This window comes from Acinetobacter sp. TUM15071, assembly GCF_008980925.1.
Lineage (GTDB): Bacteria > Pseudomonadota > Gammaproteobacteria > Pseudomonadales > Moraxellaceae > Acinetobacter > Acinetobacter dispersus.
The window spans coordinates 1-26,088 of record NZ_BKGB01000008.1; the positions used below are offsets into that span (position 1 = coordinate 1).

Consider the following 26,088-nt stretch of genomic DNA (forward strand, 5'->3'; position numbering starts at 1 on the left):
TTTTGTCTTCTGCAGTATTCGCATCAGCTCCACCAACGATATTTAACTTGTCACCCAACTTACGATGGACATCACCGCCGGCATTACCTGCAAAGTTCAGACCTTTGTTTTCCAACTCAGTCTTGGTATCTGTGATCTGATTACCCAAGTCTTTCTTCGCGTCATCTAACTTGTTGTTGGTATCTGTGATCTTGCCATCTAAACCATCTTTAACGTTGGTTAACTGATCAACATTGACTGCATCTTTACCATCTTTGCCATCAGCAACATTACTGATGACTTTATTACCAGCATTGATACCATCTTTAGTGATGCTTGGACCATCTTTGATGGTTAAGCCATTGTTGTTCACTACAGTGTCACCAGTGGTGATACTGTCAAACTTCGCATCTTTCAACAATTCAATCTTGATGCCATCTTCTGTGGTACGCGTAATCACGTTTTCACCGCTGGTTTTGTCTTCCGCTGTTGCAGCATCAGCTCCACCAATGATATTTAATTTATCACCCAGCTTACGATGAACATCAGCACCTGCATTACCAGCAAAGTTCAAACCCTTGTTTTCCAACTCGGTCTTGGTGTTATCAATCTTGGTATTCAGTTCGGTTTTGGTGTTGTTGATCGTGTTATTAAGCTCAGTCTTGGTATCTGTGATCTGAGTCTTTAACTGATCTTTAGTATCATTTAACTTGTTGTTAGTGTCCGTGATCTGGTTACCCAAGTCTTTCTTCGCATCGTCTAACTTGTTGTTGGTATCCGTAATCTTGCCATCTAAACCATCTTTAACGTTAGTTAACTGGTCAACATTGACTGCATCTTTACCATCTTTACCATCTGCAACATTGCTGATGACTTTGTTACCTGCATTGATGCCGTCTTTAGTGATGCTTGGACCATCTTTGATGGTTAGGCCATTGTTGTTTACTACAGTGTCGCCAGTGGTGATGCTGTCGAACTTCGCATCTTTCAACAATTCAATCTTGATGCCATCTTCTGTGGTACGCGTAATAACGTTTTCACCGCTGGTCTTGTCTTCTGCTGTTGCTGCATCAGCTCCACCGATGATATTTAACTTATCACCCAACTTACGATGTACATCTTTACCTGCATTACCTGCAAAGTTCAGGCCTTTGTTTTCCAACTCAGTCTTGGTGTTATCAATCTTGGTATTCAGTTCGGTTTTGGTGTTATTGATCGTGTTGTTTAACTCAGTTTTGGTATCTGTGATCTGAGTCGTTAACTGATCTTTGGTATCCGTGATTTGGTTACCCAAGTCTTTCTTCGCGTCATCTAACTTGTTGTTGGTATCTATGATCTTGCCATCTAAACCATCTTTAACGTTGGTTAACTGATCAACATTGACTGCATCTTTACCATCTTTGCCATCAGCAACATTACTGATGACTTTATTACCAGCATTGATACCATCTTTAGTGATGCTTGGACCATCTTTGATGGTTAAGCCATTGTTGTTCACTACAGTGTCGCCAGTGGTAATGCTATCGAACTTCGCATCTTTCAACAATTCAATCTTGATGCCATCTGCTGTGGTACGCGTAATCACGTTTTCACCGCTGGTTCTGTCTTCCGCTGTTGCAGCATCAGCTCCACCGACGATGTTTAACTTATCACCCAACTTACGATGTACATCTTTACCTGCATTACCTGCAAAGTTCAAGCCCTTGTTTTCCAACTCGACCTTGGTGTTATCAATCTTGGTATTCAGTTCAGTTTTGGTGTTGTTGATCGTGTTATTAAGCTCAGTCTTGGTATCCGTGATTTGGTTACCTAAGTCTTTCTTAGCATCGTCTAACTTGTTGTTGGTATCCGTGATCTGGTTGCCTAAATCAGTTTTGGTATCATCCAATTTTTGATTCAAATTGGTAATATTTTGGGCATTATTACTGATATTTTGAGCATTCTCATTTACACGAGAATCAACATTTTTAAGCTGACGCACTGTAACCGCATCAGAATCAGCTGAACCATCTTCAACATTGGTAATACGGCGTTCTTTTCCAGCAGAACCAACAGAAACAACACCATTTGACATTGAAGCGTCGCGATTTGTAAGGAATGAACTTCCTGTTGCTTCAGTTGCGACAGCATCTTGACCCAATGCTACACTGTTCTCGGCTTCAACACGGCTACGAGCACCCAAGGCTACGCCACCAACAACCATTGATTGTGCGCCTTGACCAACTGCTACAGCATTTTCCTGATCAGCCAATGCACCACCGCCAATTGCAGCAGAATTTTTACCTGTCGCTTTAGCACCGCCACCAATCGCAGCAGCATTTTCATTGGTCGCTTCAGCACCTTTACCCACTGCAGCAGCATTATCACCAGTCGCTTTGGCATTACTACCAATTGCAGCAGCACCATTACCTGTTGCCGTCGCGCCTTCACCAGGCTTATTACCCGAACCAATTGCGGTTGAGTTTGTACCAGATGCAAGTGAGTTAATACCCATTGCTGATGCACCATCACCTGTTGCTTGTGCAACAGCACCAAATGCAGAAGCACCTTTGCCTGCAGCATTTGACATCACACCAAATGCAGATGAAGCATCACCAGTTGCCTTAGATGTCATACCAAATGCAGATGAAAATGCACCAGTACCAACTGCCTGAGTACCAACTGCTGTTGAACCATGGTTCGCTTCGGTTGTCGGATAACGACCCGCTTTTAGCACACCACCAGTGATATCAGTATAGGTTTTGCTCAGTTCAGCATCTTGTGCAATTTTATCAACATCATCACCACCAATCGCAACTGAAGAGTTACCGCGTGCAATTACATCTGCACCAATTGCAATGGATTGATCACCGATTGCTTTAGTTTGATCACCAATCGCAATAGATTGATTGCTATAGCTTGTTGCTGTGCCTGCGGCACCTTTGGTTGAAGCATTACGGCCAATCGCAACGTCACCACTACCCACTGTTTCACTTGCACTACCAACAGAAACGGCCCCCGTACCAGTACTTCTTGCGTTTGAGCCAACTGCAACTGACTCAGAACCTGTTGAGGTTGTATTGACACCAACTGCAATTGAATTACGGCCTTTTGCACCGTCATTTTCATAGTTGCCGCCCTGTACGCCATTATCATTTACACTGACATAATGGGTACGTGCAGCTTTTAATTGGCCAACGGTTGCGGCATCAGAATCAACTGCGCCATCTGCTACATTTTGAATACGGCGTTCAGCACCAACATCACCTACAGATAAAACACCCGTCGGTGCAGCTTTTTTGGTTAAGAAACTTTCACCCGTTGCTTGTGTTGCTTTTGAATCTTTACCTAGAGCAATACTATTTTCAGCTTCTGAACGTGCGCCTTTACCAACGGCTACACCACCATCAAAAGTTGTTTCAGCTTGATCACCAATAACAACTGCATTATCTTTTTTGGCTTTTGCACCAGTACCAATTGCTACAGATTTTGCACCAGTCGACTCAGAGAATGCACCAATTGCTAAAGAGTTTTCCTGAGTCGCTACGGCACCACCACCAAATGCGATCGAATCTTTACCTGTCGCTTTAGTTGCCATTTTTGATTGATATTCAGCACCTGCTTGACCTGCAACTGAACCCGCATTTTCAATATCAGGTGAACCAATTGCAATTGCACGATAACCTTCTGCTGTTGCAGAGTGACCAATTGCTAAAGAACCCTTACCAGTTGCCGCTGCAACGTTACCAAGTGCTTGTGCGTAATCTGCTGTAGCTGCTGATTGACGACCAATTGCAAGCGCTGTGTTTCCTTTTGACAATGCTGCAGTACCTATTGCAATACCCGCAATATCAGTCGTCGTCGCATAAGAGCCAATCGCAGTTCCAAAGTTTTGCTCAGTGGTTGCGCCAACTCCAAGACTGATCGCACCACCCTGTTTCATGTTACCTGCAAAGGCACCTGTAGAGTTATTATAAGGATTTTGCCGATTCGCAATATTCGAGCTACCTGTACCTTGGGTTTTTGCGGCACAACCAATTGCAATATCTCGAGTACCAGAGGTATTTGCCACACCCTCAGAACATTGATCTCTCGTTGCTGTCCCAGAAATTGAGGTGCCTGATCCACCACCCCCACCGATATTCTGTGCAGCAAATGCAGCAGGAGAAAAACTAATCGCCCCAACTAAAATAGCAGCCGACAAATTGAGAACGTTAGATTTAGTTTTTGTTTTACTTTTTGCAAGTTCAGATGTTGCAACCCATGCGCCAATCGATGCATTCCAAACCACTTTATAGACTTTATTCATAAAAATTCTCAGATCATTACAACAGTTATTGATGGTCTAAAAATGCCAATAAGCATTTTTAGTTTCGGTGCCAAAAAAGAGTCGCGAATGCTAATAAAATCGAGTAAATTGGTAAAGATTAAGCAAACATGAACATTAAAAAAATGAGACATATTTCTCATATTCACATACAAAACAATAAAACAAATATATGATTTAAATCACAAAAATAAAAAAATGTTTTATTTTGTTCTGCTTTTGTTTTATTTTATAAAGAACATGAAAAATAGAGCAATTACTCCATAGTGAATAATAAAATATTATTCAATACCTAAAATTCACATTAATGATTGGAATAAATTATTAAATTTACACTTATTAGAACAAATACAAATAACACTATCAGTTTGAAATTTTACTTATAAATAACAGGATCTTTGATTTTAGAGTTTATAGAGTAAATCAAGTATGATTGCTTCTATCAGGATTGGTTTTGAAACCTTATGAGCCCTACCTTAAACTCATTAAGAAAACAACTTCGTTCAAAAAGAAGACAACTCTCTATTTATGAGCAAAATAAAGCTGAACAACAGGTTCTGGTTCGTCTCAGACAATTCTCTCGATTTAAATCCGCATCAAAAATTGGACTTTATCTACATGCCTTTGGTGAAGTACATACCGACCAACTGCTAAAGCTTTGTTTTCGGCAAAACAAGCAGGTTTATTTACCTATGATTTGTAATATGAATCAAAATTTGGTTTGGGTCAGAGTAAGCGCAAGACAATATTTAAATAAACGTTTCTCTCATCATCCACTTGGCATGAAAGAACCGATGACAAGTCGCGGCCAGCATGTTTCACATTTAGATTTACTCATCATGCCCTTATTGGCTTGCGACCATCAGGGAACACGGATTGGTATGGGGGGGGGCTATTATGATCGGACACTCGCGACAGCAATGCATCGCCCATATCGCCTTGGCCTTGCGCATAACTTTCAATATATCAATCAATCTTTATTCAGGCAAAAATGGGATCAACCTTTAGATGGATTGCTTAGCCCTAAAAAGTTCTATCATTTCAAGCGCTAGTCCTCTGTTTTTCTTATTTTCGCAATGAATCTTGAGTAATTTAGTCTTTTTTTTATATTTTCTAATCAAAACCCCTTGTATTTTTTCAAATGCACATCACTATAAAAAACATGGCAACACCGTTGTCACTCATTAGGAGTGCTCATGTCTGAATATATTTTAAATAATGAAACTAGCTTAGAGCCACAGGTTCCAAGTGTATTACCACTCTTAGCATTACGTGATGTTGTGGTCTATCCACATATGCAAATCGCGCTATTTGTGGGTCGTGAAAAATCGATCAATGCAGTGGATGTGGCTCGTAACAGTGACAATTTAGTATTTGTAGTTGCGCAAAAAGATTCGCTCACAGAAGAAATTGATCACGACAATCTCTATCAATATGGAACTGTAGCTAAAATCGTACAGGTCGTGAATCATGAGAATGATGAAAACTGCATCAAAGTACTGATTGAAGGCTTACATCGTTCTAAGCTTGAACGCATTATTGATGGCGAAGAATACTTAACAGCTGAACATCATTTAAGCCCAATGACATTACCTTTGGACCAAGAGACCCAAGAGACTCGCTTAAATGAATTACGTACCCTATTCGCTCAATATGCAGAAGCGAAACTACGTAATGCACGTGAACTCGTTGCAGCAGCAAATAAAATCGAAGACTTATTGCAATTGATGTTCTTCGTTGCAACTCGTGTGCCTTTAAATATTGAAGTAAAACAAAAGTTTTTAGAGCACGACGAGTTTGAAGCTCACTTGCAAGAGTTAATGAGCTATTTGATGAATCAATCTGCTGAACAGCAAATTGAGCAAACGCTGCATGACAGTGTAAAACGCCAAATGGAAAAGAACCAACGTGAATACTTTCTAAATGAAAAAATGAAAGTCATTCAACGTGAACTTTCCGATATGAATGGCGGTGCGGAAGATGACGTTGCAGAAATTGAAAAACGTCTTGCGGAAGCTGATTTACCTGAGCACGTACGTAAAAAAGCTGAAGCTGAGTTTCGTAAGCTGAAAGCGATGCAACCTGCTTCTAGTGAAGCGGCTGTTGTTCGCAACTATCTAGAAGTTATTTTAGATACGCCTTGGAATAAAGCGAGCAAGGTCAGTATTAACCTTGCGAAAGCACAGGAAATTCTTGATACAGATCATTACGGCTTAGATGACGTAAAAGATCGTATTGTTGAATACTTGGCAGTTCAGTCTCGTGTTAAAAAACTCAAAGGTCCGATCCTATGTTTGGTTGGTCCTCCAGGTGTTGGTAAGACTTCACTCGGTGAATCAGTTGCAAAAGCAACAGGTCGTGAGTTTGTCCGTATGGCACTCGGTGGTGTACGTGATGAAGCCGAGATTCGTGGTCACCGTCGTACTTATATTGGTGCGATGCCAGGTAAGATCGTACAATCATTGACAAAAGTTGGTGTCAAGAACCCACTATTCTTGCTCGACGAAATTGACAAGATGGCGCAAGACTACCGTGGTGATCCTGCATCAGCATTGCTTGAAGTACTTGATCCATCACAAAACAGCAAGTTCAATGACCATTACTTAGATCTTGATCTTGACCTTTCAGAAGTAATGTTTATCTGTACAGCAAACAGTATGAATATTCCTGAAGCGTTGTTGGATCGTATGGAAGTGATTCGTCTACCGGGTTATACCGAAGATGAGAAAGTGAATATTGCTGAACGTTACCTTGTTCCGAAAGCAATCAAGAACAATGGTTTACGTACAAAAGAATTGACTGTTCACGAAGAAGCAATCCGCGACATCGTACAACGTTATACACGTGAAGCGGGTGTTCGTAGTTTAGAGCGTGAAGTGTCTAAAATTGCGCGTAAAGTGGTAAAAGAAGCAGTTAGTAAAAAGTCTAAGAATTTACAGATTGATGTAACTTCTGCCAATCTTCCAGAATACTTAGGTCCACACAAGTTTGACTTTGGTATTGCCGAAGATGAAGCACAAGTTGGTCGCGTAAATGGCTTGGCTTGGACGTCTGTCGGTGGTGAGTTACTTACCATTGAAGTTGCAGCAGTAAAAGGTAAAGGTAAATTCATTACTACGGGTTCACTCGGTGATGTAATGAAGGAATCAATTACAGCAGCAATGACTGTAGTACGTACTCGTGCTGATGAACTCGGCATTGAAGCTTCTCGTTTTGACGAAACTGATGTGCATGTTCACTTACCTGAAGGTGCAACACCAAAAGATGGTCCATCTGCTGGTTTAGCCCTGACGACTGCCCTTGTATCGGCATTTACAGGTATTGCGATTCGTCCAGATATTGCCATGACAGGTGAAACAAGTCTTGGTGGTCGTGCGATGCGTATTGGTGGCTTAAAAGAGAAACTTCTTGCAGCACACCGCGGTGGAATTAAACTGGTTTTCATTCCACAAGATAACGTCCGTGATTTGGCTGAGATTCCAAACAATGTTAAAGAAGGCTTAGAAATCAAAGCGGTGAAAAGTATTGATGACATCCTACCTTTAGCATTGACGGATACACCAAAGCCTTTACCTAAAACGCCTATTGTTAAACCAGTAGAAGATGTAAAAGCGGCACGTCACTAATCTGTTAAGTAATTGAAAATAAAAAGAGAGCTTCGGCTCTCTTTTTTTGTTACACAATATGGTTGAAAAATAACCAACATGCGGCATAATAAAAATAGAGTCGATAAAAACAAAGGCTAAATTTGACTCATGAACTCATTTTAGCGCTATCCGAACTCCAGACGGATGGCACTTTGATCGCAGCTCATACGCGTTTTGAGCTGCGTTTTTTATGAGTACTGTATAAGCGCTTGTTGTATTTTTTATGACTAGATAAATCGCACTTCCCTGCATGCAAGAGACAACAGCGTTATAATATTGTTCATTTCCTCAATCGCACACGCCTATGAAAATCCGCATTCTCACCATTGGTCAAAAAATGCCTGCTTGGGTGCTAACTGGATTTGAAGACTATTTCAAACGTATTCAGCCTTTTGTACAAACTCAGGTCGTTGAGCTACCTATGGCAAAACGCGGCAAAAATGACTCAGAAGCAGATATTCTAAAATATTGTCAAATTGAAGGTGAAAGCATTCTCAATGCACTCAAATCCAATGAAACCTTGATTGCTTTAGAAGTGGGTGGACGTGAACTGAGTACAGAAAAATTAGCTGACACGATGAAGCAGTGGATGCTTGAAGGAAATGATATTGCGATTGCAATTGGCGGTCCAGATGGACATTCCGATGCTGTTCGCAAAGCGGCTGCTTGGCATTGGTCATTGTCAAAACTCACCATGCCACACCCAATGGTACGTATTTTGTTGATTGAGCAACTTTATCGCGCGATGACCATTAATCACAACCATCCTTACCATCGCGCTTAAAATTGTTCTAATTTTAGAACAACATGTTGAAACTTAAGGGCTGTCATATCGATGCCTATTTTGTCAGGATAGGCTTATATTCCTTCTCAGGTAGTTATTTATGGATCTGCAAACTTTACCCGGATTATTTATCTCACATGGTTCACCCATGCTTGCGCTTGATCCAGAACAAGTGGGTCCAGCACTTCATCGCTTAGGTAATAATCTACCTAAACCTCAGGCTATTGTGGTGATGTCGGCACACTGGGAAAGTCAGGCTTTAGAGGTCAATACATCAACTCGACCACAAACTTGGCACGACTTCCGTGGCTTTCCGCCTGCGCTATATGACATTCGTTATCCGGCAGCTGGCGCACCTAAACTGGCAGAAGAAATTCTTACACGATTTGCCGAAGCCGGGATTGCTGCGCATGCAAATAGTACGCGTCCACGTGATCACGGCGTCTGGATGCCTCTACTACATATGTATCCAGATGCAGACATTCCTGTGATTGAGATTTCACTGCCAATTCAAATGAATGCAGATGAAATCTATAAAATTGGACAGGTCCTCTCCCCATTACGTGAGCAGCAAATTCTGTTAATCGGTTCGGGCAGTATTACTCACAATCTTGCTGAACTGTCATGGCAAGCAGATGCCGACGTGCCAACTTGGGCCAGCAGTTTCCGCAATACAGTGGTCAGTAAACTGACCCATCAAGATTATGATGCAGTGCTGGACTGGCCAACGCTTCCTTATATTCAGCGTAACCATCCAACACTAGAGCACCTCGCCCCACTGTTTTTTGCGATGGGCACAGGTCCTCGCTTCAACGTCGTGCATAGCAGCTTCTCGATGGGTTCTTTGGGCATGGATATTTATCGCTTTGATTAAATATCCAACTACATCACATAAAAATAAAATGGGCTTGCTCAAAATAACGGCAAGCCTATAAATCTGCTATATTTTTCCAAAATTTTACAAATAGAAACATTTAACAAACTTAATTGCTAAAAGGATGACATGTTCTCTTTTTAAGAATCCTTTAAGCTTATGTCTGTTATTTATTTATCGTTGTTTTGAATATGAAAATCAAATATTTAGTTCTTGCATTACTTCCGCTTTCTTTAATGGCGTGCCAAACTGTGCAAAATGTAACTGATAATGTAATTTCTCAAATTAATACAACTGCTGCAAAAAACCTAACTGAATATAATTGGACTTACCAAGGTTCTAAAGCATCTAAACCTTTAGTGTTATCTTTTAACGCTGACCAAAAACTTGCAATCCAAACTGGCTGTAACAACCAAGGCGGTACTTGGGCTGTCGAAGGCAACAAGATTGTAACTTCTCCTCTTGTATCAACAATGATGGCTTGTGCTGACGATTTAATGCAGCAAGAGCGTTTATCTGCTGACATCTTCAGCGAGAAAAAAGTACCATTTGAAATCAGCACAGTAAATGGTCAAGCAATTTTGACTGTTACTGATGCTAAAGGTCAAAAGCATGTATTTACAGGTGCAAAAGTGTCAAATAGCAACGTATTAACTAATTACACTTGGTCATATCAACCTGCTAATACTAAACGTCCAATCGTATTAAGCTTCTTAGCGAACGATCGTTTATCTGTAGACACAGGTTGCAACCGTTTAAATACATCATGGAAAATTGAAAATGGTTTGATCGCGACAGGCGACGGTGCATCAACCATGATGGCATGTGAACCAGCATTGATGGCACAAGAAAAATTCGCAGGTGATCTTCTACAAAAACGTCAAATCGCGTTTGAAGTAAATGCAACCAACCCAGAGCAACCAACATTGGTAATCGCGGATGCTAAAGGTCAAAAATATACTTTCGTTGGTAAAATGACCCCAGAAGCGAAATACCAGTCTGAAGGTAAAACAGTTTTCTTGGAAATTTCACCAGAAACTAAGTCTTGCACAGGTGTTGCCCCACAAACTTGTATGCAAGTTCGTGAAATCAAATATGATGACAAAGGTTTAAAAACTTACGCAGATAAAAACTGGTCATTGTACTACGGTCAAATCGAAGGTTTTGAGCATAACCCACAACAACGTGTGATTGTACGTGTTAAACGTTTTGACATTAAAAACCCTGCTGCTGACCAATCAAGCATTGCAGACGTACTCGATATGGTTGTTGAACAAGAGATTGTGAAAAAACCATAATTTCATTTAGAAATAAAAAATCCGATGCTCTGTCATCGGATTTTTTATGGGAAGCCCCTCTTTATTAAAGAGGGATTTCGTACGATTTTTAATAAATACCCTGCGCTAAAATTGCATCAGCAACTTTTACAAAACCTGCAATATTCGCCCCATCAACATAGTTAATTGAGCCATCTTCCTGAGTCCCGTATTTGACACAGTTACGATGGATCTCTTTCATAATCGCATGTAAGCGCTCATCAACCTGTTCAAATGACCAACCCAAGCGATTGGCATTCTGCGACATTTCCAAACCTGAGGTTGCTACCCCACCTGCATTCGATGCTTTACCTGGTGCATACAGGATTTTCGCTGCAATAAATTTTTCAACAGCCTCAAGTGTAGATGGCATATTCGCACCTTCTGCTACGCAAATCACGCCATTGGACAATAACGTTGCTGCATCTTCAGCATTGAGCTCATTTTGCGTTGCACAAGGTAGAGCAATATCGACTGGGATATGCCACGGCGTTTTGCCTTCGAAATATTCAAAACCATGCTTTGATGCGAATTCTGACATCCGACCGCGTTGAACATTTTTCAGTTCCATCACTTCATCGAGCAAAGCCTTAGTGAAGCCATTCTTTAAATAGACCGTACCATTTGAATCAGACAAAGTTACGACTTTAGCACCTAAGAACATCGCCTTTTCTGCAGCATATTGCGCCACATTGCCTGAACCTGAAATCGATACGGTTTTATTGGCAAAACTATCGCCACGGGTTTTCAGCATTTCCTCTGCAAAATACACTGTGCCATAGCCTGTTGCTTCAGGACGAGCCAATGAACCGCCAAATGAAATCCCTTTACCTGTAAACACACATGATGTGTCGTTACTTAACTTCTTCATCATGCCTGCCATATAGCCAACTTCACGACCGCCCACCCCAATATCTCCAGCAGGAATATCGGTATTTGAGCCAAGATGACGATACAGCTCCAGCATCAAAGCTTGGCAGAAGCGCATGATTTCTGCTTCAGATTTACCTTTCGGGTCAAAATCCGAACCACCTTTACCACCGCCCATTGGCAGAGTAGTTAGCGCATTTTTAAATGTTTGTTCAAAGCCTAAAAACTTTAAAATGGACAAGTTCACAGAAGGATGGAAACGCATTCCCCCTTTGTATGGACCAATTGCAGAGTTGTATTGAACGCGGAAACCACGATTGACATGGGTCTGACCTTGGTCATCCATCCACGATACACGGAATTGAATCGCTCGCTCAGGTTCAACCAGTCGTTCTAGCAAGCCATATTGAGCATATTTCGGATTTTTCTCAATGAATGGCCACAAGCTGGTCATCACTTCTTCGACCGCCTGCAAAAATTCAGGTTGATATGGATCTCTAGCTTTAACATAATCCAGAAAGTCATTTAAGCTATTGTATTTCAACATTCACCCCCGAGCCTGTGATTTATCTTGGTGCTAAAAATGCACCAAAATAGAGTTTTCCACTATTAAATACAGATTACTATTTCATCACAATATTATTTTTAAGCTTAACTATTTTTATTAATTAAAATCATAATCTTAGGTCAATAAATATTCATTATTTAGATAATAAATAAAGGTAAAAAATGTAGAAAAAGTCACATTCCAACAGAAAAGCAGATTGATCTAAAAATTTAACTGCACTAAAAAACACCAATAAAAGCACTATTTTTAAGCACAACCTGTTTTCAATGCTATGGATATTTCTCGATTGCTTCGCCGCGATAAATCATTATTTGCTATACTAAGCTCCCTGTTTTTTGCTTCATCTTCAATACATGTCCCCAACTGCAGAACATGCGCTTATTGTCCAAATTGACCAACTGTTACCACAAACACAATGTGGTTTATGCGGGCATCGTGATGGCTGCTTACCTTACGCAAAATCGATTGCAGAGGGTGAGGAAGCCAATAAATGTGTGCCTGGTGGACAACCTGTTGCAGATGCACTTGCAGCCTTGTTAGAACGCCCACAACTCAAAGCTGAACCCAGTGTTTGGGATATTCAACTGGATGGGCGACCGCAACGGATCAAAGCGGTGATTCGTGAAGATGAATGTATTGGCTGTACAAAATGTATTAGTGCCTGCCCTGTAGATGCGATTATTGGTAGTGGCAAATTAATGCATAGTATTTTGACTGACCTATGTACAGGTTGTGAGTTATGCATTCCACCTTGTCCAGTCGACTGCATTGATCTGGTTGAAGATACCCAACCTTTACCCACCACAATGCAGCGTGAGACTGAACAGGATGATTTAAGACATCGTTATTACGCACATATCCAACGTGAAGAAAAACGTCGCTTGAGCCGTAAAGGGCCGATTGTACGTGCTGAAATTGATGTGGAATTCTTCGCCCAATTTTCTCAGGCATTCAATAATGTGCCGGTGATAACCTTGGCAGATAAGCCGAAAGAAAACACCACACTCGATGCAAAAACAACAATCGAACTTGCGAAAGTACGCACCCAGATTAAAAAACTTGAAAAACAACTCAGTGTTCGTGCTGATGAATCAAAGCAAGCCCAATTGATTGCGTTACAACAACGTTTAACTGAATTGCAGGAGGTCTAAATGCCCGTAAAAAATATGACTAAAAAGCAGATCCAGACCTTTTTTGAACGTTTACGTGAACAAAGACCACATCCTCAGACCGAGTTGAACTATTCCTCTCCTTTTGAGCTACTGATTGCAGTATTACTGTCTGCCCAAGCAACTGATGTCAGTGTCAACAAAGCCACGGATAAACTGTATCCTGTTGCCAATACAGCTCAAGCCATTTTAGACCTTGGAATTGATGGTTTAAAATCATATATCAAGACCATTGGCTTATATAATTCTAAAGCTGAAAACGTGATTAAAACCTGCCGAATTTTGGTGGATCAATATCAAGGGCAAATTCCAGAAACACGCAAAGAGCTAGAGGCACTGCCCGGTGTAGGACGTAAAACGGCGAATGTGGTGCTGAATACAGCTTTTGGTCAACCAACCATGGCAGTTGATACTCATATTTTCCGTGTCGGTAACCGCACAGGTTTAGCTGTTGGAAAAAACGTTTTAGAAGTGGAAGATCGCTTGATTAAAGTGATTCCGAAAGAATTTATTATTGATGCCCATCACTGGCTGATCTTACATGGCCGTTATTGCTGTATCGCACGGAAACCGAAGTGTGGTGAATGCATCGTGGCAGATGTCTGTAACTGGCCAGATCGTTTTGAATTTGGCGCAAGCAAACCAATCGCAATAAAAAACCTCAGTTAATCCTGAGGTTTTTTTTGCTGTTGCAGTTTTGGATGCAATTGGCGAGCTTTACCATTCAATTTATTTTCCAAAGCCTGTTGTTTCTGTACATGACGCAACATTTTCTGACTTTGATACAAAAGAAATAACAGTAAAACGACGCTGAAAATGACCACTAAAATTAAAACCACTTTTAGCATGAGCTTTCTCCAAATAAAAAGAGCTCTGTATTCAGAGCTCTTTTAAAATCGGCAACTTAAATTATTTATCTAAGATTGCAAATAAATCAGCTTGAACGTTTTCGATTGCACGTAAACCATCTAGCTTGTCATAAGTAGGCGCATTTTCACCAGAAGCAGCACGGCCTTGATAGAAGCCAACAAGTTGTTCAGTTTCACTGTGGTAAGATCCAAGACGCTTACGAATCGTTTCTTCTTGGTCATCTGGACGTTGAACAAGGTCTTCGCCTGTTTCATCATCCTTACCTTCCACTTTTGGTGGATTGTAAACGATGTGATAAACACGACCAGAAGCTGGGTGCTGACGACGACCAGAAAGACGTTGTACAATTTCTTCGTCAGGTACAGCAATCTCAATCACGTGATCAATGCTAATTCCAGCTGTTTCTAATGCTTCAGCTTGTGGAATTGTGCGTGGGAAACCGTCAAAGATACAACCATTTTCACAGTCAGGCTGAGCAATACGTTCTTTAACCAAGCCAATAATCAGTTCATCAGATACTAAACCACCTGATTCCATGACGCTTTTCGCTTTTAAGCCAAGTTCAGTACCTTCACGAATTGCAGCACGGAGCATATCACCGGTTGAAATTTGTGGGATATTGTAGCGCTTACAGATCAACTGAGCTTGAGTACCTTTGCCTGCCCCAGGTGGTCCGAGTAAAATAATGCGCATAAAAGAACATCCTCATTTAAAAACAATAAATCTTAAATTGAGCAATATCATACAGACTTATCGCTCAACCAACATCAAATTAATTATAAGAAAGCAACAAATAAGTGAATTAAACCGGCAAAGAAACCAGTCACACCACCTAGTACAATTAAGATCCACTCATCTTCTTGGAACGCAGGACGCAATAAGTTCTGGAACTCTTTCGGTGTTAGTTCACGGATGCGGTCTCTAAACATTTGAAAGATCTTCTGCGCGCGACTTGCATTCAGAGCTGGGTCACATACTGGTCCCATGGTAATTTCAATTGAGCGATCAATCAAGTCAGTCTTGAGTCTAGCATATTCTCTTGGCCCTAATGAAAGCTGCAAAGAGGTTCTGACCAGTGGGGTTTCCATAATTTCATTGATGTGCCGCTTGACAATACGACGGGTTTTGTCTTTTTTACTGCCATACATCATTTCTGTCATGATGGACTTTAAGGTAATTAAATCTTCAGTCACCACACTGGCAAATACATCGGAAACCTCTTCCTGACGCTTCATAAATGCGCCTTGAACGTTATAAGTACCAATCTTCAAGACAGGCACAATCCAAGGGAATTTGCGGTCTTTGGTCAGACGGAAAATCTGCGGATAACGAATATAGTGTGGTTCAATCGGATTAAATACCATCCAGATCGCAATCCAGTTGGTTAAAAAGCCCCAGATCGCTGCCCAAAACGGAACCGTCCAGTGCCATGGCACCACAAACCAAACAATCATTTGGAAAATACCAAAGAACATCCCGATTAATGCGCTGATATGCCAAATAAAATTAATTTCTTTCTGACCTACTTTCAGGAACATGCGTACCATTAAACGGCGGTCACCTTCCATTTGGCTCACCACCATCTCACGCATATCCACCAGTGACTCGACGTTCATGGTCAGCTCAGTCACAAGTTCCCTTAAGGTATTGGGTAGTTGTTTATGTGCTTGCGCGTAGATACGACGCTTAATCGAATAAGGTAAGTTTTCCCAAAGTACTGCATTACGGTCAATCATCACCTCATCAATCAGATGCTCAAGTTCAAAACCAACTTGTTCACCAATGATCATCGCCATATCTTCAGGATCCATTGCTTCTAAAAACTCACGCAATGAACCCAGTTTAGATAAGGTATTATCGGTAATGATGCCTGAAATACGTCCAGCTTTACGTGGCACAATTCCTTGCCAACCGACAGGTAATGGTCCTAAATGGAATCCCCAAAAGTTGATTGGGTAAAATACCATTTTCAATGCCATCCACACGTGTGCCCATGTTACAAAGGCGGTCACAGGGATGATACTCAAGACTGCCAGATGGTCAGGTCGATTTAAGAAAATCTGCCACAATTCATTGACGTAATCAAACATGCATGACTCTCAGAATTATTGATACAGGGTGGCCTATAAAAGGATGAATCTGGATTCCTCTCTTATAAACCAAAACTTAAGGTATAAGAAAACTGAAGAACTGGCTCTGATTTTTTCACAGTATTACCATTTCCATCTTCTATTTTTTCACGTACCCCAGCGCCTACACTAAAAGTACTGATACGTTCGCTATTCAGCCAAACATAAGCAATATCAGCACCGACCCCCAGATTGCCCTTTTGCTTACCACCATAGTTCTTACTGTCTAGATGGCCCGCATAGACACCAAGGTAATAACCATTTTTATCTGTACCTGTTAAATAATATGGATAACGAAAGCCAACTTGTCCACCAGCCTCATTGTCATCATTTAGAAATGCCCCTGCTTTGGCATAGGCAATACCATACGGATTTACCCATTCAAGGTTGGCGTGTAATAATTTTTTGGTAAAACCAGCACCTACATTCCATGTAGAAACGTTTGCGTCTTTCAATTTAGGCTCTGGCTTAAATGGATTTTCATCCGCATGACTTAAGCCTGTAAGTGTTAAAACCGATAATAAAAGGCAAATTTTTCTCATTATTTTCTCCATTTTCCCTAAGAGTGTATTGGAAAATCCTATTTCAAACTGTTTGTGACTTTAACAGAATTATTTTGCTTCTAATATACAAGACCATACAATTTTCATGTCTGCAAAGTCAAAAACTGTCGCGCTATCATTTGCATGAATTGTTGAAAATTCTACAGTATGATCATGCAACTTACGTTAAAATGCGTAGCTTTCGTATTCTCTCAATCTTGTAATTAAGTCGACACTCTATGAAACAGCACTTTCCTTTAAAAAACATGCAACAAGAAAAGCGCATTTATAGAGGTCGAATCTTTTTTGCAATTTCGATTGTGACTATTTTTCTACTGTTACTGATCTGTCGTTATGCATATTTACAGATTGTTCATTACGATGATTTTACAACGGCCTCAGATAAGAACCGAATTCGTTTACAACCTTTAGCGCCCGCTCGTGGCTATATCTACGATCGTAATGGCGTATTGTTGGCAGATAACTACCCTGTTTTTACGGCGACCCTAAGCCGTGCTGATGTCAGCGATATTGACGACACCATTACACGTTTAATCCCAATCTTAGGATTGACTCAGGATGATGTTGATCGTTTTAAAAGCCGTGTCAAAACAGCACGTAAAACCGAACGCCTTGCGATCAAATTAAATTTGACTGAAGCCGATATTGCCAAATTCAGTGAAGTGAAATACGCCTTTCCTGGGGTCAAAATTGAAACCCAGATGACCCGCTATTATCCGCATGGGGAATTGTTTGCACATGTGATTGGTTATGTGGGGCGTATCAATGATAAAGAACTCAAGTCTATTGATAAGGATTTATACGCAGGAACCAACCTGATTGGTAAAATTGGGGTCGAAAAAAGCTATGAAGACCTGTTACATGGTATTCCTGGCTATGAATCTGTCGAAGCCGATGCGCACGGTAATGTATTGCGTAATTTAGGTCGCCAAAATCCAGCACGTGGGAATGATCTATATTTATCGCTTGATTATGGTCTGCAAACCATTGCTGCAAAACAATTGGCAGATCGTCGTGGTGCGATTGTCGCGATGGACCCACGTACAGGAGAAATCCTCGCACTGGTCTCTAGCCCAAGTTTTAATCCAAACCTCTTCGTTACAGGGATTAGCTCCAAAGACTATAGTGGCCTGCGTGATAACCTCGATCAACCGCTATATAACCGCGCGGTTCAAGGGGCTTACCCACCAGGTTCTACCATTAAACCAATGTTTGGTTTAGGCGGTATTCATTATGGCCTTGTTGATTGGAGTACAGCGATCTCCGATCCTGGTTATTTCTCACTGCCTGGTGATAGCCACCGCTTCCGTGACCATAAGAAAAGTGGTCATGGTTCAGTCAATATGCATAAAGCACAAATTGTGTCCTGTGATACTTATTTCTATGTACTGTCCTATCGTATGGGCATTGAAAAAATGAACGACTGGATGCGCCAATTTGGCTTTGGTGAAAAAACTGGGGTCGACTTACCAAGTGAAAGTTCTGGTCTGTATCCAAGCCCAGAATGGAAAATGCGTACCCGTAAGTCGAAATGGCTAAAAGGTGAAACTATTTCGGTCAGTATTGGGCAAGGTGCTTTTACTGCAACACCATTACAATTGGCTATGGCCACTGCGATTACTGCCAATAAAGGCTCACATGTTACGCCGCATGTATTAAGAGAAACCAAAGGTGCCAAAAAGTTTGCTGTACACAATGCACCTGACGGTAAAATCCAGTTTAACGGTACAGAACAAGACTGGACCAATATGCATGATGCAATGGTAGACGTGATCCAATCAGGTACAGGACGTGGCATTAAGGGTGGCTTACAATATTCAATTGCAGGTAAAACAGGTACAGCGCAAGTTAAAAGTATTGCCCAAGGCAAACGCTATAACGAGTCAGCACTTTCATCTCGACAATGGGACCATGGTCTATTTGTAGGCTTTGCCCCTGCAGATAATCCAGAAATTGCGATTGCGGTGGTTTGGGAAAATGGTAAGCATGGTGGTTCAGCTGCACAAATTGCGCGTCCAATCTTCGATTATTGGCTCGTAACCCGTAAAAAGAATCCTCTTCGCCCAGCCAGCCATCAAGTGAGTGGCGGTTTGATGACTGCTGGAATCAAGCCAGGTGAGTTATCTATGGCAAACTCGGCAGCAACACAAAATGCAGCACCAGCTTCAAGCCCCGTAGCAACCACACCTGCCGCTTCTTCTCCTGTTGCAGCTCCAGCACCTCAACCTGCGGATGGAGTGACTGAATAATGAAAAATCAATTACGTATTATTGGTGGTGAATGGAAGCGTCGTACTCTGCCCTTTGCAAGTATCGATGGTTTACGTCCCACTCCTGACCGTGTCCGTGAAACCTTGTTCAATTGGTTGATGTGGGATATCCAGAATGCACAGGTCTTAGACCTCTGCACAGGCTCAGGTGCATTAGGTTTTGAAGCATTGTCCCGTGGTGCAGCCAAAGTGGTGATGATCGAACCCGATCCAACCCAAGCCCGTTTTTTAAAAGACAATATTCAATTTTTAAAAGCTGAAAATTGCCAATTACATGTCGCAACAGCACAACAGACCTTAAAAAAATTAAATGAAACCTTTGATGTGATCTTTCTAGATCCACCCTATAGCCTTGATCTATGGCAAGAGCTAGCTGAACTGGCTGATCCCATGATCAGCAACAAGGCCTTTATCTACGTAGAAGCAGATCGAGACTTATCTCAATTAAAATTGCCAAACACATGGCAGAAAATCAAAGAAACCAAAGCAGGGATCGTACGAGCTGGGTTATATCAAAAAACCAGTTAAAAGATTCTTAACCAGAAAAATCGAATTAATTGCCCACGATCAAAAGGAAAACTGGAGAGATATTCATAACCTATTCGATTGGTCTGGTTCAATTGATACATCATGCCGTAGCCCACTGAAATCGAAAAATCATCGAGTGAAAGGCTGGTGGTATCACCTGTCAGCATCTTATGGTTAAATTGATTGGTTTGATACGCTGTATAGTTATATACACGCCAACGCTCATTCTGAAAAAATAGATTATGCAGAACTGAGTATTCAGTTTTGGTCTGTGGATAGGCCGAATCAAACATTTGTTCTGTGTCTTCTTGATCATGCTCTGCAAAAAAATCATAGTCATCTGCATAAGATCCAAGTGATAAGCTGATCAGGAAACAGAATAAAAAAACGTGCTTAATATGCATAACAAGATGTTTTGATGATGCCCCTATTTAGCATAACGCTAAAAATCATTTTATATCAACCGATTGAATATTTTTATCTTCTCTTAAACATACATGCTTTGTCCCCATCCTCCCATACAATGACGATTTGCATCACTAATTAAAGACATACGAACACTAATTTCGTTCTTCCTCGTTTTCGTATTTTGCAAAATCATGCGATTTATTTTTTGTCCAATAAAATCTTCACATTGAAAAAAGATTAAATTTTATCGTGTTAGACATAAATAATTAATTTATAAAATGAATCATATATACAATAATACGTCCTTTAAAATTCTACTTTATCGATCATGAAGCTTTTGTACTTACTCATTGCCACCGTGAGCTTAACAGGTTGCATCTTTGGAAAATCAAATGAAGTAAAACGCGCTGAAAAAGTGCTACAGAGTTTTCAATGTAATAATATCGAATCCAATGAGTTAGCCACCTCTTCTATGTCAAATTTTTATCAACAGTCATTGGCGGCCAATAAAGAGAAAGCAGCAAACTATATTGAGCAATATAAAAATGGTGAAGATCTCTTTGACATTCCACTTGATGAAGTTGTACAACAAAAATATCAATTATATAAACAAGCTTGTCAGGCACTTGGTGGTATCTCTGCAACTAAAGAAACAATCGCTTTAGAGACCACTGAGTAAAATCAATAACATTTGCCTGACTGTATTTAGGATACAGCATGATCGAAAAACAACTGACTTTAAAACATTATATTGCACTTGCTATTCTGCTACTAATCGTCGGGATAGCAAGTATTCAGCCGCTTGAATTTGAAGCCTATTTATTGCACCAAGCGGGTACTGTCTTGATGCTGATTGCCTTGATTGTCGTCATGAAGAAGATCGGCGTCAGTTTTTATAGCTTTTGCCTCTACATTGGTTTTCTTCTAATTCATATTCTAGGTGCACATTATCTCTATTCATATGTTCCATATAATGAATGGATTGAAAATCTGTTTCATTTTGATCTCAATCAAAGTATGGGCTGGTCACGCAATATGTATGATCGGCTGGTTCATTTTGCTTATGGTTTACTGCTTTATCCGTTCTTTTATCGTTGTTTTCAAGTCTGGTTACCCTCAGCCAAACCATTTACCTTATTTTTGCTTGTGATTCAATTTATCATGGCATCGAGTATGTTCTATGAATTGATCGAGTGGTGGATTGCAATCGGCTTATCCCCTGAAGATGCAGAGAACTATAATGGTCAACAAGGTGATATTTGGGATGCTCACAAAGACATGTTCCTCGCTACAGTGGGAGCACTTCTGATCGGCATCATTCAACTCCTTAAAGAAAGAACGCTTATTCAAAAATAAGCGTTTTTTTGTTCAGAATGTCTATTAAATAATAGAGTGTTGCAACACAGCAAGCTGATCTAATGGATCAGCTTTGATACTTTGTGCATAATCAAGATGAGCTGAATCCGAATTTTCTGAATTGCTCGCTACTGTGGTTGGTGTTTGACCAACAAGCAATTGATCTAAAATGCTATCTAACTGATTTGAAGCTTGATTAGAAGATGTTAACAATTCATTTACAGCAGGCTTTTCCGTAGCCGTCGATTCAGATACAGGTTCAACTGGATGGGTTTGCAACGTATTCAAATCAATCGTATCTGCCAAAGAGGCTTTCGCTGCAGGTGCAACTACATTAAAGCTAAATGCGCTACTCACTTCGCTTATATTTCCAGCTGCATCAGTCTGAGTCAACGTAATTTTATGTAGCCCCAACGCTAAGTCTTTGGTAATTTCAAAACTCCAGTTTCCATTATCCCCTACAGTGACAGTTCCTATAGGTTGTCCATTATCATAAATCGTAAGTACGGCTTTTGCTTCGCCCATACCTTCTAACTTTGGTTTACTGTCATCCGTATCACTCCCCGCTGCAATAATTCCTTTTACCGCACCGACATCATCTGTGACTTTTTGCAGAACTGGACTATTTGGGGCAATAGTGTCTTTGGTACCAATTACATCCGTTGCCTCGGAGCGATTACCTGCCGCATCAACTACATAAACTTTGCCGATATTTTTATCCGTCAAAACAGGTGATAGTGTAATGGTAAATTTTCCTTCAGCATCCGCAGTGCCTGTACCCAACACAGTCTTTCCATTAGCACTTCTAATTTCCACCTTACTGTTGGCTTCGGCAGTCCCTGTAACAGAGTCACCAGCTGCGTTAATTTGCACTAAGGCTTTGTCTGGTGCAATGGTGTCTTTTCCAGCTGTAATTTCAAGTGGTTTGGATTGGTTGCCTGCTGCATCCTCAATAATAATCGATGCTTTTTTATCCGCAGCTAATGCGGTTGAAAGCGTAATTTGAAATTTGCCTTGTGCATCCGCAGTTCCGCTGCCAATCACTTTTCCATCGGCATCTTTTATCTGTACTTTGCTGTTGGCTTCAGCACGCCCTTGAATGGAAGTCCCCTCTTTATTTACATCAACCAAAGGTTGGTCAGGTGGCAAAGTATCTTTTCCAGCAATGACTTTAGATGGAGTGGATTTATTCCCTGCCGCATCTTCAGCAATCACTGTCCCGCCCTTGTCACTAGTTAAGGGTGGAGAAACTTTAATTGAGTATAGACCTTCTTTATTTGCGGTAACCGTGCCAAGTAAGTTCCTATCAGCGTCGTAAATTGACACCTTAGCATTCGCTTCAGTCTTGCCAGAGACAATCGTACCATCCGCATTCAATTGTGCCATTGGTGCATCAGGTGGGGTCACATCTTTATTTCCAATCACTTCACTCTTAGTAGCATTTCCAGCACTATCAATTGCCGTTACTGTAACTTTTTCACCTGCTGGCAAGGGCTGGGATAATTTAAAGGTATAATTTCCTTGAGCATCCGCTTGTCCCGTAGCAAGTATTTTCCCAGTTGAATCTTTAATTTCAATTCTAACATTCGCCTCTGTTTTTACAGTGATTGTTTGCGAATCATCCGTTGCTATTGTGGCTTTAATTGCGGGTGGAGTGATATCTATTGGCTGATTATCACTCTTATTTTTGTCATCTTTATCGTCATCTTTGACGGCCCACAAATACGCGCCTTCTGCGACTAAAGCTGCTAAGCCGACTTTCCATAATTGTGACTTACTAATGCCTAAATCATTCTCACTGCTTTGAACAGGCGCTGCTTGTGTAACTGGCTCGGTATATGCAAATTGCGCCAGTGATGTCGCTGGTGAATAACCTACAAACTTTCCTGAATCATCAAATTCAGCGATTGCATAGGAACCATCTGTTTTAGAAATTGCTAAACTATTTTCCGTCAGATTTCCATCGGTATAGAAATCACTAACAATAATTTTCTCACCATTTTTTAATGTAATGACAAGATCATTTCCTTGTTTGATAATTGACTTAATATCCGCCTGATTTACGCCAATTTGCACGATTGAAGGTTGGTCCAAAACCACACTTTTTAATTGCGCATCGTGTAGAATATTCGAGTTTTTCTTTGAAAAAACAACGACTCTTGTCATTATTATGCTCACTTATCAATTATATTTTTAAATAATTCTTCGATTAATGAATAATTAAGTAATTCATCTTGCAAATAAAATATCAAATGATCGATATGACTACAATCTCTTCTATCAGAAGTTTTGTCATGTTTGTTTAATTAACCAAATGTTCAAATATCAATATGATCTATGATTAAAATCATAAATATAAGTGAGAAAAAACCAGCCCTATCGGCTGGTCTTTTTACAGAGCAATTGAATGCAAATGCTTAAAATTTAGGATCACGCATTTGTACTAATGTGCTATTCGCTTTTGCAAGACTATCGGTAATTTTACTGAGCACAGTTGGAATTAAACTCTCTGCCATTTGTGCAGCTTGCAAACCTAATTTCTCACCAAAAGTTGGACGTTTACGGGTATTAATCACATAAATATCATGCTTTGGTAATAGACTTAATAAATACTCATCCGAGGTCTGTAGCTTATCAACCAAGTTCAGCTCACGCGCATCTTCACCATACCAGTGCTCGCCTGTTGCCACTTTTGTAATATCCAGTTGAGGGCGATATTTCTCAACAAAATGTTTAAATAAAGAATGGGTTTGCTGTAATTCTTCTTCAAACTTGGCCTTACCTTCTGGTGTATTTTCACCAAACATGGTCACGGTACGCTTGTATTCACCTGCGGTATATAATTCAAAATCAACATTATGTTGTTTTAATAAACGATTGAAGTTTGGCACTTGTGCAACCACACCAATCGAACCAACAACAGCAAATGGCGCAGAAATAATTTCGCTGGCAATACATGCCATCATATAACCACCACTGGCTGCAACTTTATCGACACAGATGGTGACGTGAAAGCCTGCATCACGTAAACGCACCAATTGAGCCGCTGCAAGACCATAGCCATGCACCATTCCACCAGGACTTTCCAAGCGAACAACAACACGGTCATGCCCTGCTTTGGCAGTCGCTAAAATCAAGGTAATTTCTTCACGAATGGTATCTACTGCAGAAGCTTGAACATCCCCTTTAAAGTCGAGAACATAGATTTTTTGATCATTTTTTTTACGGATCTTGGCTTCTTTGGCAAGCTGTTGAACAAGTTGCAATAACTCCAAACGAGATGCTGTAGTTTGCGCAATTCTTTTTCTTTGTTCATTCACACGCGCATTGAGATGACTAATACGAATTTCAGCAGGAAACTTAGGTAAATGGAATAACATGAAGTATGTGCTCTATAAGTTCGGCGTTATTGTTCTAAGATGTGGTCTGCTCAATAAAAATTCAATAGCGATTTTGCAAAATAGATTCATTTTCATTTATATATAAAAAAAGAGTCCGAGGACCCTTTTTATATAATCGTAAAAAATTAACCAAAACGCCCTGTAATATAAGCTTCAGTCAATTGATGATCAGGCTGAGTAAACACTTTTTCAGTCGAGTTCACTTCAATCAAGTCACCCAAATGGAAATAAGCTGTACGGTCAGAGACACGTGCCGCTTGTTGCATAGAGTGAGTGACGATTGCAATAGTGAATTGTTCTGACAATTCTGAAATCAATTCTTCAATTTTTGCGGTCGCAATTGGATCGAGGGCTGAACATGGCTCATCCATCAAGATCACTTCTGGACTCACAGCAATGGTACGTGCAATACATAAACGCTGTTGCTGACCACCTGAGAGGCCTGTACCTGGTTGGCTCAAACGATCTTTCACTTCGTCCCATAAACCCGCTTTACGCAAACTATTTTCAACAATTTCTTCTAAATCATACTTATCACGCGCCAGACCATGTAATTTAGGGCCATAAGCAACATTGTCAAAAATTGATTTTGGAAATGGGTTTGGCTTTTGGAATACCATACCGACTTGTGCACGTAATAACACCACATCAAGGTTTGGATCGTAGATATCTTGGTTATCTAAGGTTACTTTACCCGTCACACGGCAGCTATCAATGGTGTCATTCATACGGTTTAAAGTACGTAAGAATGTCGACTTACCACAACCTGATGGACCAATGAATGCAATCACTTCATTCTGGTAAACATCAAGATCAATCCCTTTGATTGCTTCAGTTTCACCATAGTAAACATGAACATCTTTAGTACTGATTTTCACTTCGCTCGTTTTTGGCTTTTTATTTGAAGAAGCCGTTTCAAACTGAGAGACAAATGCAGTATTTGATTGCTGAACTTGCGCTTCAGATGACGTAAATTCTTTTTGCTGTGGATTCACTGATTTATCCTTTTCTACGGCGTTCATAATATCAATCGTATTCATTGTACTCTCCT

21 protein-coding genes are annotated in these 26,088 nt (G+C 40.6%); 11 read left to right on the plus strand and 10 right to left on the minus strand.

Annotated features, from left to right (window positions below):
* Window positions 1–4,267, minus strand: a 4,267-nt coding sequence (locus GBI66_RS09205; RefSeq protein ID WP_151715875.1) for an ESPR-type extended signal peptide-containing protein, incomplete at its 3' end; no start/stop codon positions are given.
* Window positions 4,268–4,749: 482 nt separating this feature from the next.
* On the opposite strand from GBI66_RS09205, the gene GBI66_RS09210 reads away from it, so the two are divergent.
* The 5 genes from GBI66_RS09210 (at window position 4,750) to GBI66_RS09230 (ending at window position 10,888) form a co-directional block, all read left to right on the plus strand.
* A complete protein-coding gene (locus GBI66_RS09210) occupies window positions 4,750–5,337 on the plus strand; it encodes a 5-formyltetrahydrofolate cyclo-ligase (protein ID WP_151715876.1) in 588 nt (195 codons plus the stop codon).
* A 144-nt stretch (window positions 5,338–5,481) separates the two neighbouring features.
* Window positions 5,482–7,911, plus strand: a complete 2,430-nt coding sequence (gene lon, locus GBI66_RS09215) for an endopeptidase La (protein ID WP_151715877.1) — start codon at window positions 5,482–5,484, stop codon at window positions 7,909–7,911.
* Between the two features lie 325 nt (window positions 7,912–8,236).
* Complete coding sequence (rlmH, locus tag GBI66_RS09220; RefSeq protein ID WP_005145201.1) at window positions 8,237–8,716, plus strand: 23S rRNA (pseudouridine(1915)-N(3))-methyltransferase RlmH; 480 nt, start codon at window positions 8,237–8,239, stop codon at window positions 8,714–8,716.
* Between the two features lie 100 nt (window positions 8,717–8,816).
* Window positions 8,817–9,590, plus strand: coding sequence for a class III extradiol ring-cleavage dioxygenase (locus GBI66_RS09225; protein WP_151715878.1), 774 nt, complete (start codon window positions 8,817–8,819; stop codon window positions 9,588–9,590).
* 191 nt (window positions 9,591–9,781) lie between these two features.
* A complete protein-coding gene (locus GBI66_RS09230) occupies window positions 9,782–10,888 on the plus strand; it encodes an META and DUF4377 domain-containing protein (RefSeq protein WP_151715879.1) in 1,107 nt (368 codons plus the stop codon).
* Window positions 10,889–10,976: 88 nt separating this feature from the next.
* Here the strand turns inward: GBI66_RS09230 and gdhA are convergent, their stop codons facing one another.
* Window positions 10,977–12,323, minus strand: coding sequence for an NADP-specific glutamate dehydrogenase (gene gdhA, locus GBI66_RS09235; RefSeq protein WP_151715880.1), 1,347 nt, complete (start codon window positions 12,321–12,323; stop codon window positions 10,977–10,979).
* 356 nt (window positions 12,324–12,679) lie between these two features.
* Between gdhA and GBI66_RS09240 the strand changes: the two genes are divergently transcribed.
* On the plus strand, window positions 12,680–13,495 hold the full coding sequence (locus GBI66_RS09240; protein WP_308464060.1) for an RnfABCDGE type electron transport complex subunit B: 816 nt from the start codon (window positions 12,680–12,682) through the stop codon (window positions 13,493–13,495).
* Complete coding sequence (gene nth / locus GBI66_RS09245; protein ID WP_005208310.1) at window positions 13,496–14,182, plus strand: endonuclease III; 687 nt, start codon at window positions 13,496–13,498, stop codon at window positions 14,180–14,182.
* On the opposite strand, the gene GBI66_RS09250 is transcribed toward nth, so the two are convergent.
* The 4 genes from GBI66_RS09250 to GBI66_RS09265 form a co-directional block, all read right to left on the minus strand.
* Complete coding sequence (locus GBI66_RS09250) at window positions 14,179–14,361, minus strand: hypothetical protein (protein WP_151715882.1); 183 nt, start codon at window positions 14,359–14,361, stop codon at window positions 14,179–14,181. The genes nth and GBI66_RS09250 overlap by 4 nt on opposite strands.
* 61 nt (window positions 14,362–14,422) lie before the next feature.
* Entirely contained in the window at window positions 14,423–15,076 is a 654-nt protein-coding gene (gene adk, locus GBI66_RS09255; protein ID WP_004801251.1) for an adenylate kinase, read from the minus strand.
* Window positions 15,077–15,159: 83 nt separating this feature from the next.
* Complete coding sequence (locus tag GBI66_RS09260) at window positions 15,160–16,473, minus strand: membrane protein (protein WP_004652140.1); 1,314 nt, start codon at window positions 16,471–16,473, stop codon at window positions 15,160–15,162.
* Between the two features lie 62 nt (window positions 16,474–16,535).
* A complete protein-coding gene (locus GBI66_RS09265) occupies window positions 16,536–17,054 on the minus strand; it encodes a hypothetical protein (RefSeq protein ID WP_151715883.1) in 519 nt (172 codons plus the stop codon).
* Between the two features lie 239 nt (window positions 17,055–17,293).
* Between GBI66_RS09265 and mrdA the strand changes: the two genes are divergently transcribed.
* Window positions 17,294–19,324, plus strand: coding sequence for a penicillin-binding protein 2 (mrdA, locus tag GBI66_RS09270; RefSeq protein ID WP_151715884.1), 2,031 nt, complete (start codon window positions 17,294–17,296; stop codon window positions 19,322–19,324).
* Entirely contained in the window at window positions 19,324–19,872 is a 549-nt protein-coding gene (gene rsmD / locus GBI66_RS09275; protein ID WP_151715885.1) for a 16S rRNA (guanine(966)-N(2))-methyltransferase RsmD, read from the plus strand. The genes mrdA and rsmD overlap by 1 nt, the downstream gene beginning before the upstream one ends.
* On the opposite strand, the gene GBI66_RS09280 is transcribed toward rsmD, so the two are convergent.
* The gene (locus tag GBI66_RS09280) at window positions 19,869–20,276 is read right to left on the minus strand and encodes a hypothetical protein (RefSeq protein WP_005184001.1); all 408 of its coding nucleotides are present in this window, start codon (window positions 20,274–20,276) and stop codon (window positions 19,869–19,871) included. The genes rsmD and GBI66_RS09280 overlap by 4 nt on opposite strands.
* Before the next feature lie 332 nt (window positions 20,277–20,608).
* On the opposite strand from GBI66_RS09280, the gene GBI66_RS09285 reads away from it, so the two are divergent.
* Together GBI66_RS09285 and GBI66_RS09290 are read left to right on the plus strand one after the other, a co-directional pair.
* Window positions 20,609–20,959 carry a hypothetical protein gene (locus GBI66_RS09285; protein WP_151715886.1) on the plus strand — a complete coding sequence of 117 codons (351 nt, stop codon included), beginning with the start codon at window positions 20,609–20,611 and terminating at the stop codon, window positions 20,957–20,959.
* A gap of 38 nt (window positions 20,960–20,997) precedes the next feature.
* Complete coding sequence (locus GBI66_RS09290; protein WP_151715887.1) at window positions 20,998–21,636, plus strand: DUF2238 domain-containing protein; 639 nt, start codon at window positions 20,998–21,000, stop codon at window positions 21,634–21,636.
* A 24-nt stretch (window positions 21,637–21,660) separates the two neighbouring features.
* Here GBI66_RS09290 and blp2 read toward each other — a convergent pair whose 3' ends face one another.
* The 3 genes from blp2 to pstB all read right to left on the minus strand — a co-directional run bounded on the left by blp2 (window position 21,661) and on the right by pstB (window position 26,077).
* Complete coding sequence (gene blp2 / locus GBI66_RS09295) at window positions 21,661–23,802, minus strand: Ig-like repeat protein Blp2 (RefSeq protein WP_151715888.1); 2,142 nt, start codon at window positions 23,800–23,802, stop codon at window positions 21,661–21,663.
* Between the two features lie 251 nt (window positions 23,803–24,053).
* On the minus strand, window positions 24,054–25,016 hold the full coding sequence (gene sohB / locus GBI66_RS09300; RefSeq protein ID WP_151715889.1) for a protease SohB: 963 nt from the start codon (window positions 25,014–25,016) through the stop codon (window positions 24,054–24,056).
* 146 nt (window positions 25,017–25,162) lie between these two features.
* Window positions 25,163–26,077, minus strand: coding sequence for a phosphate ABC transporter ATP-binding protein PstB (gene pstB / locus GBI66_RS09305; protein ID WP_004652130.1), 915 nt, complete (start codon window positions 26,075–26,077; stop codon window positions 25,163–25,165).
* Between the last annotated feature and the right edge of the window lie 11 nt (window positions 26,078–26,088).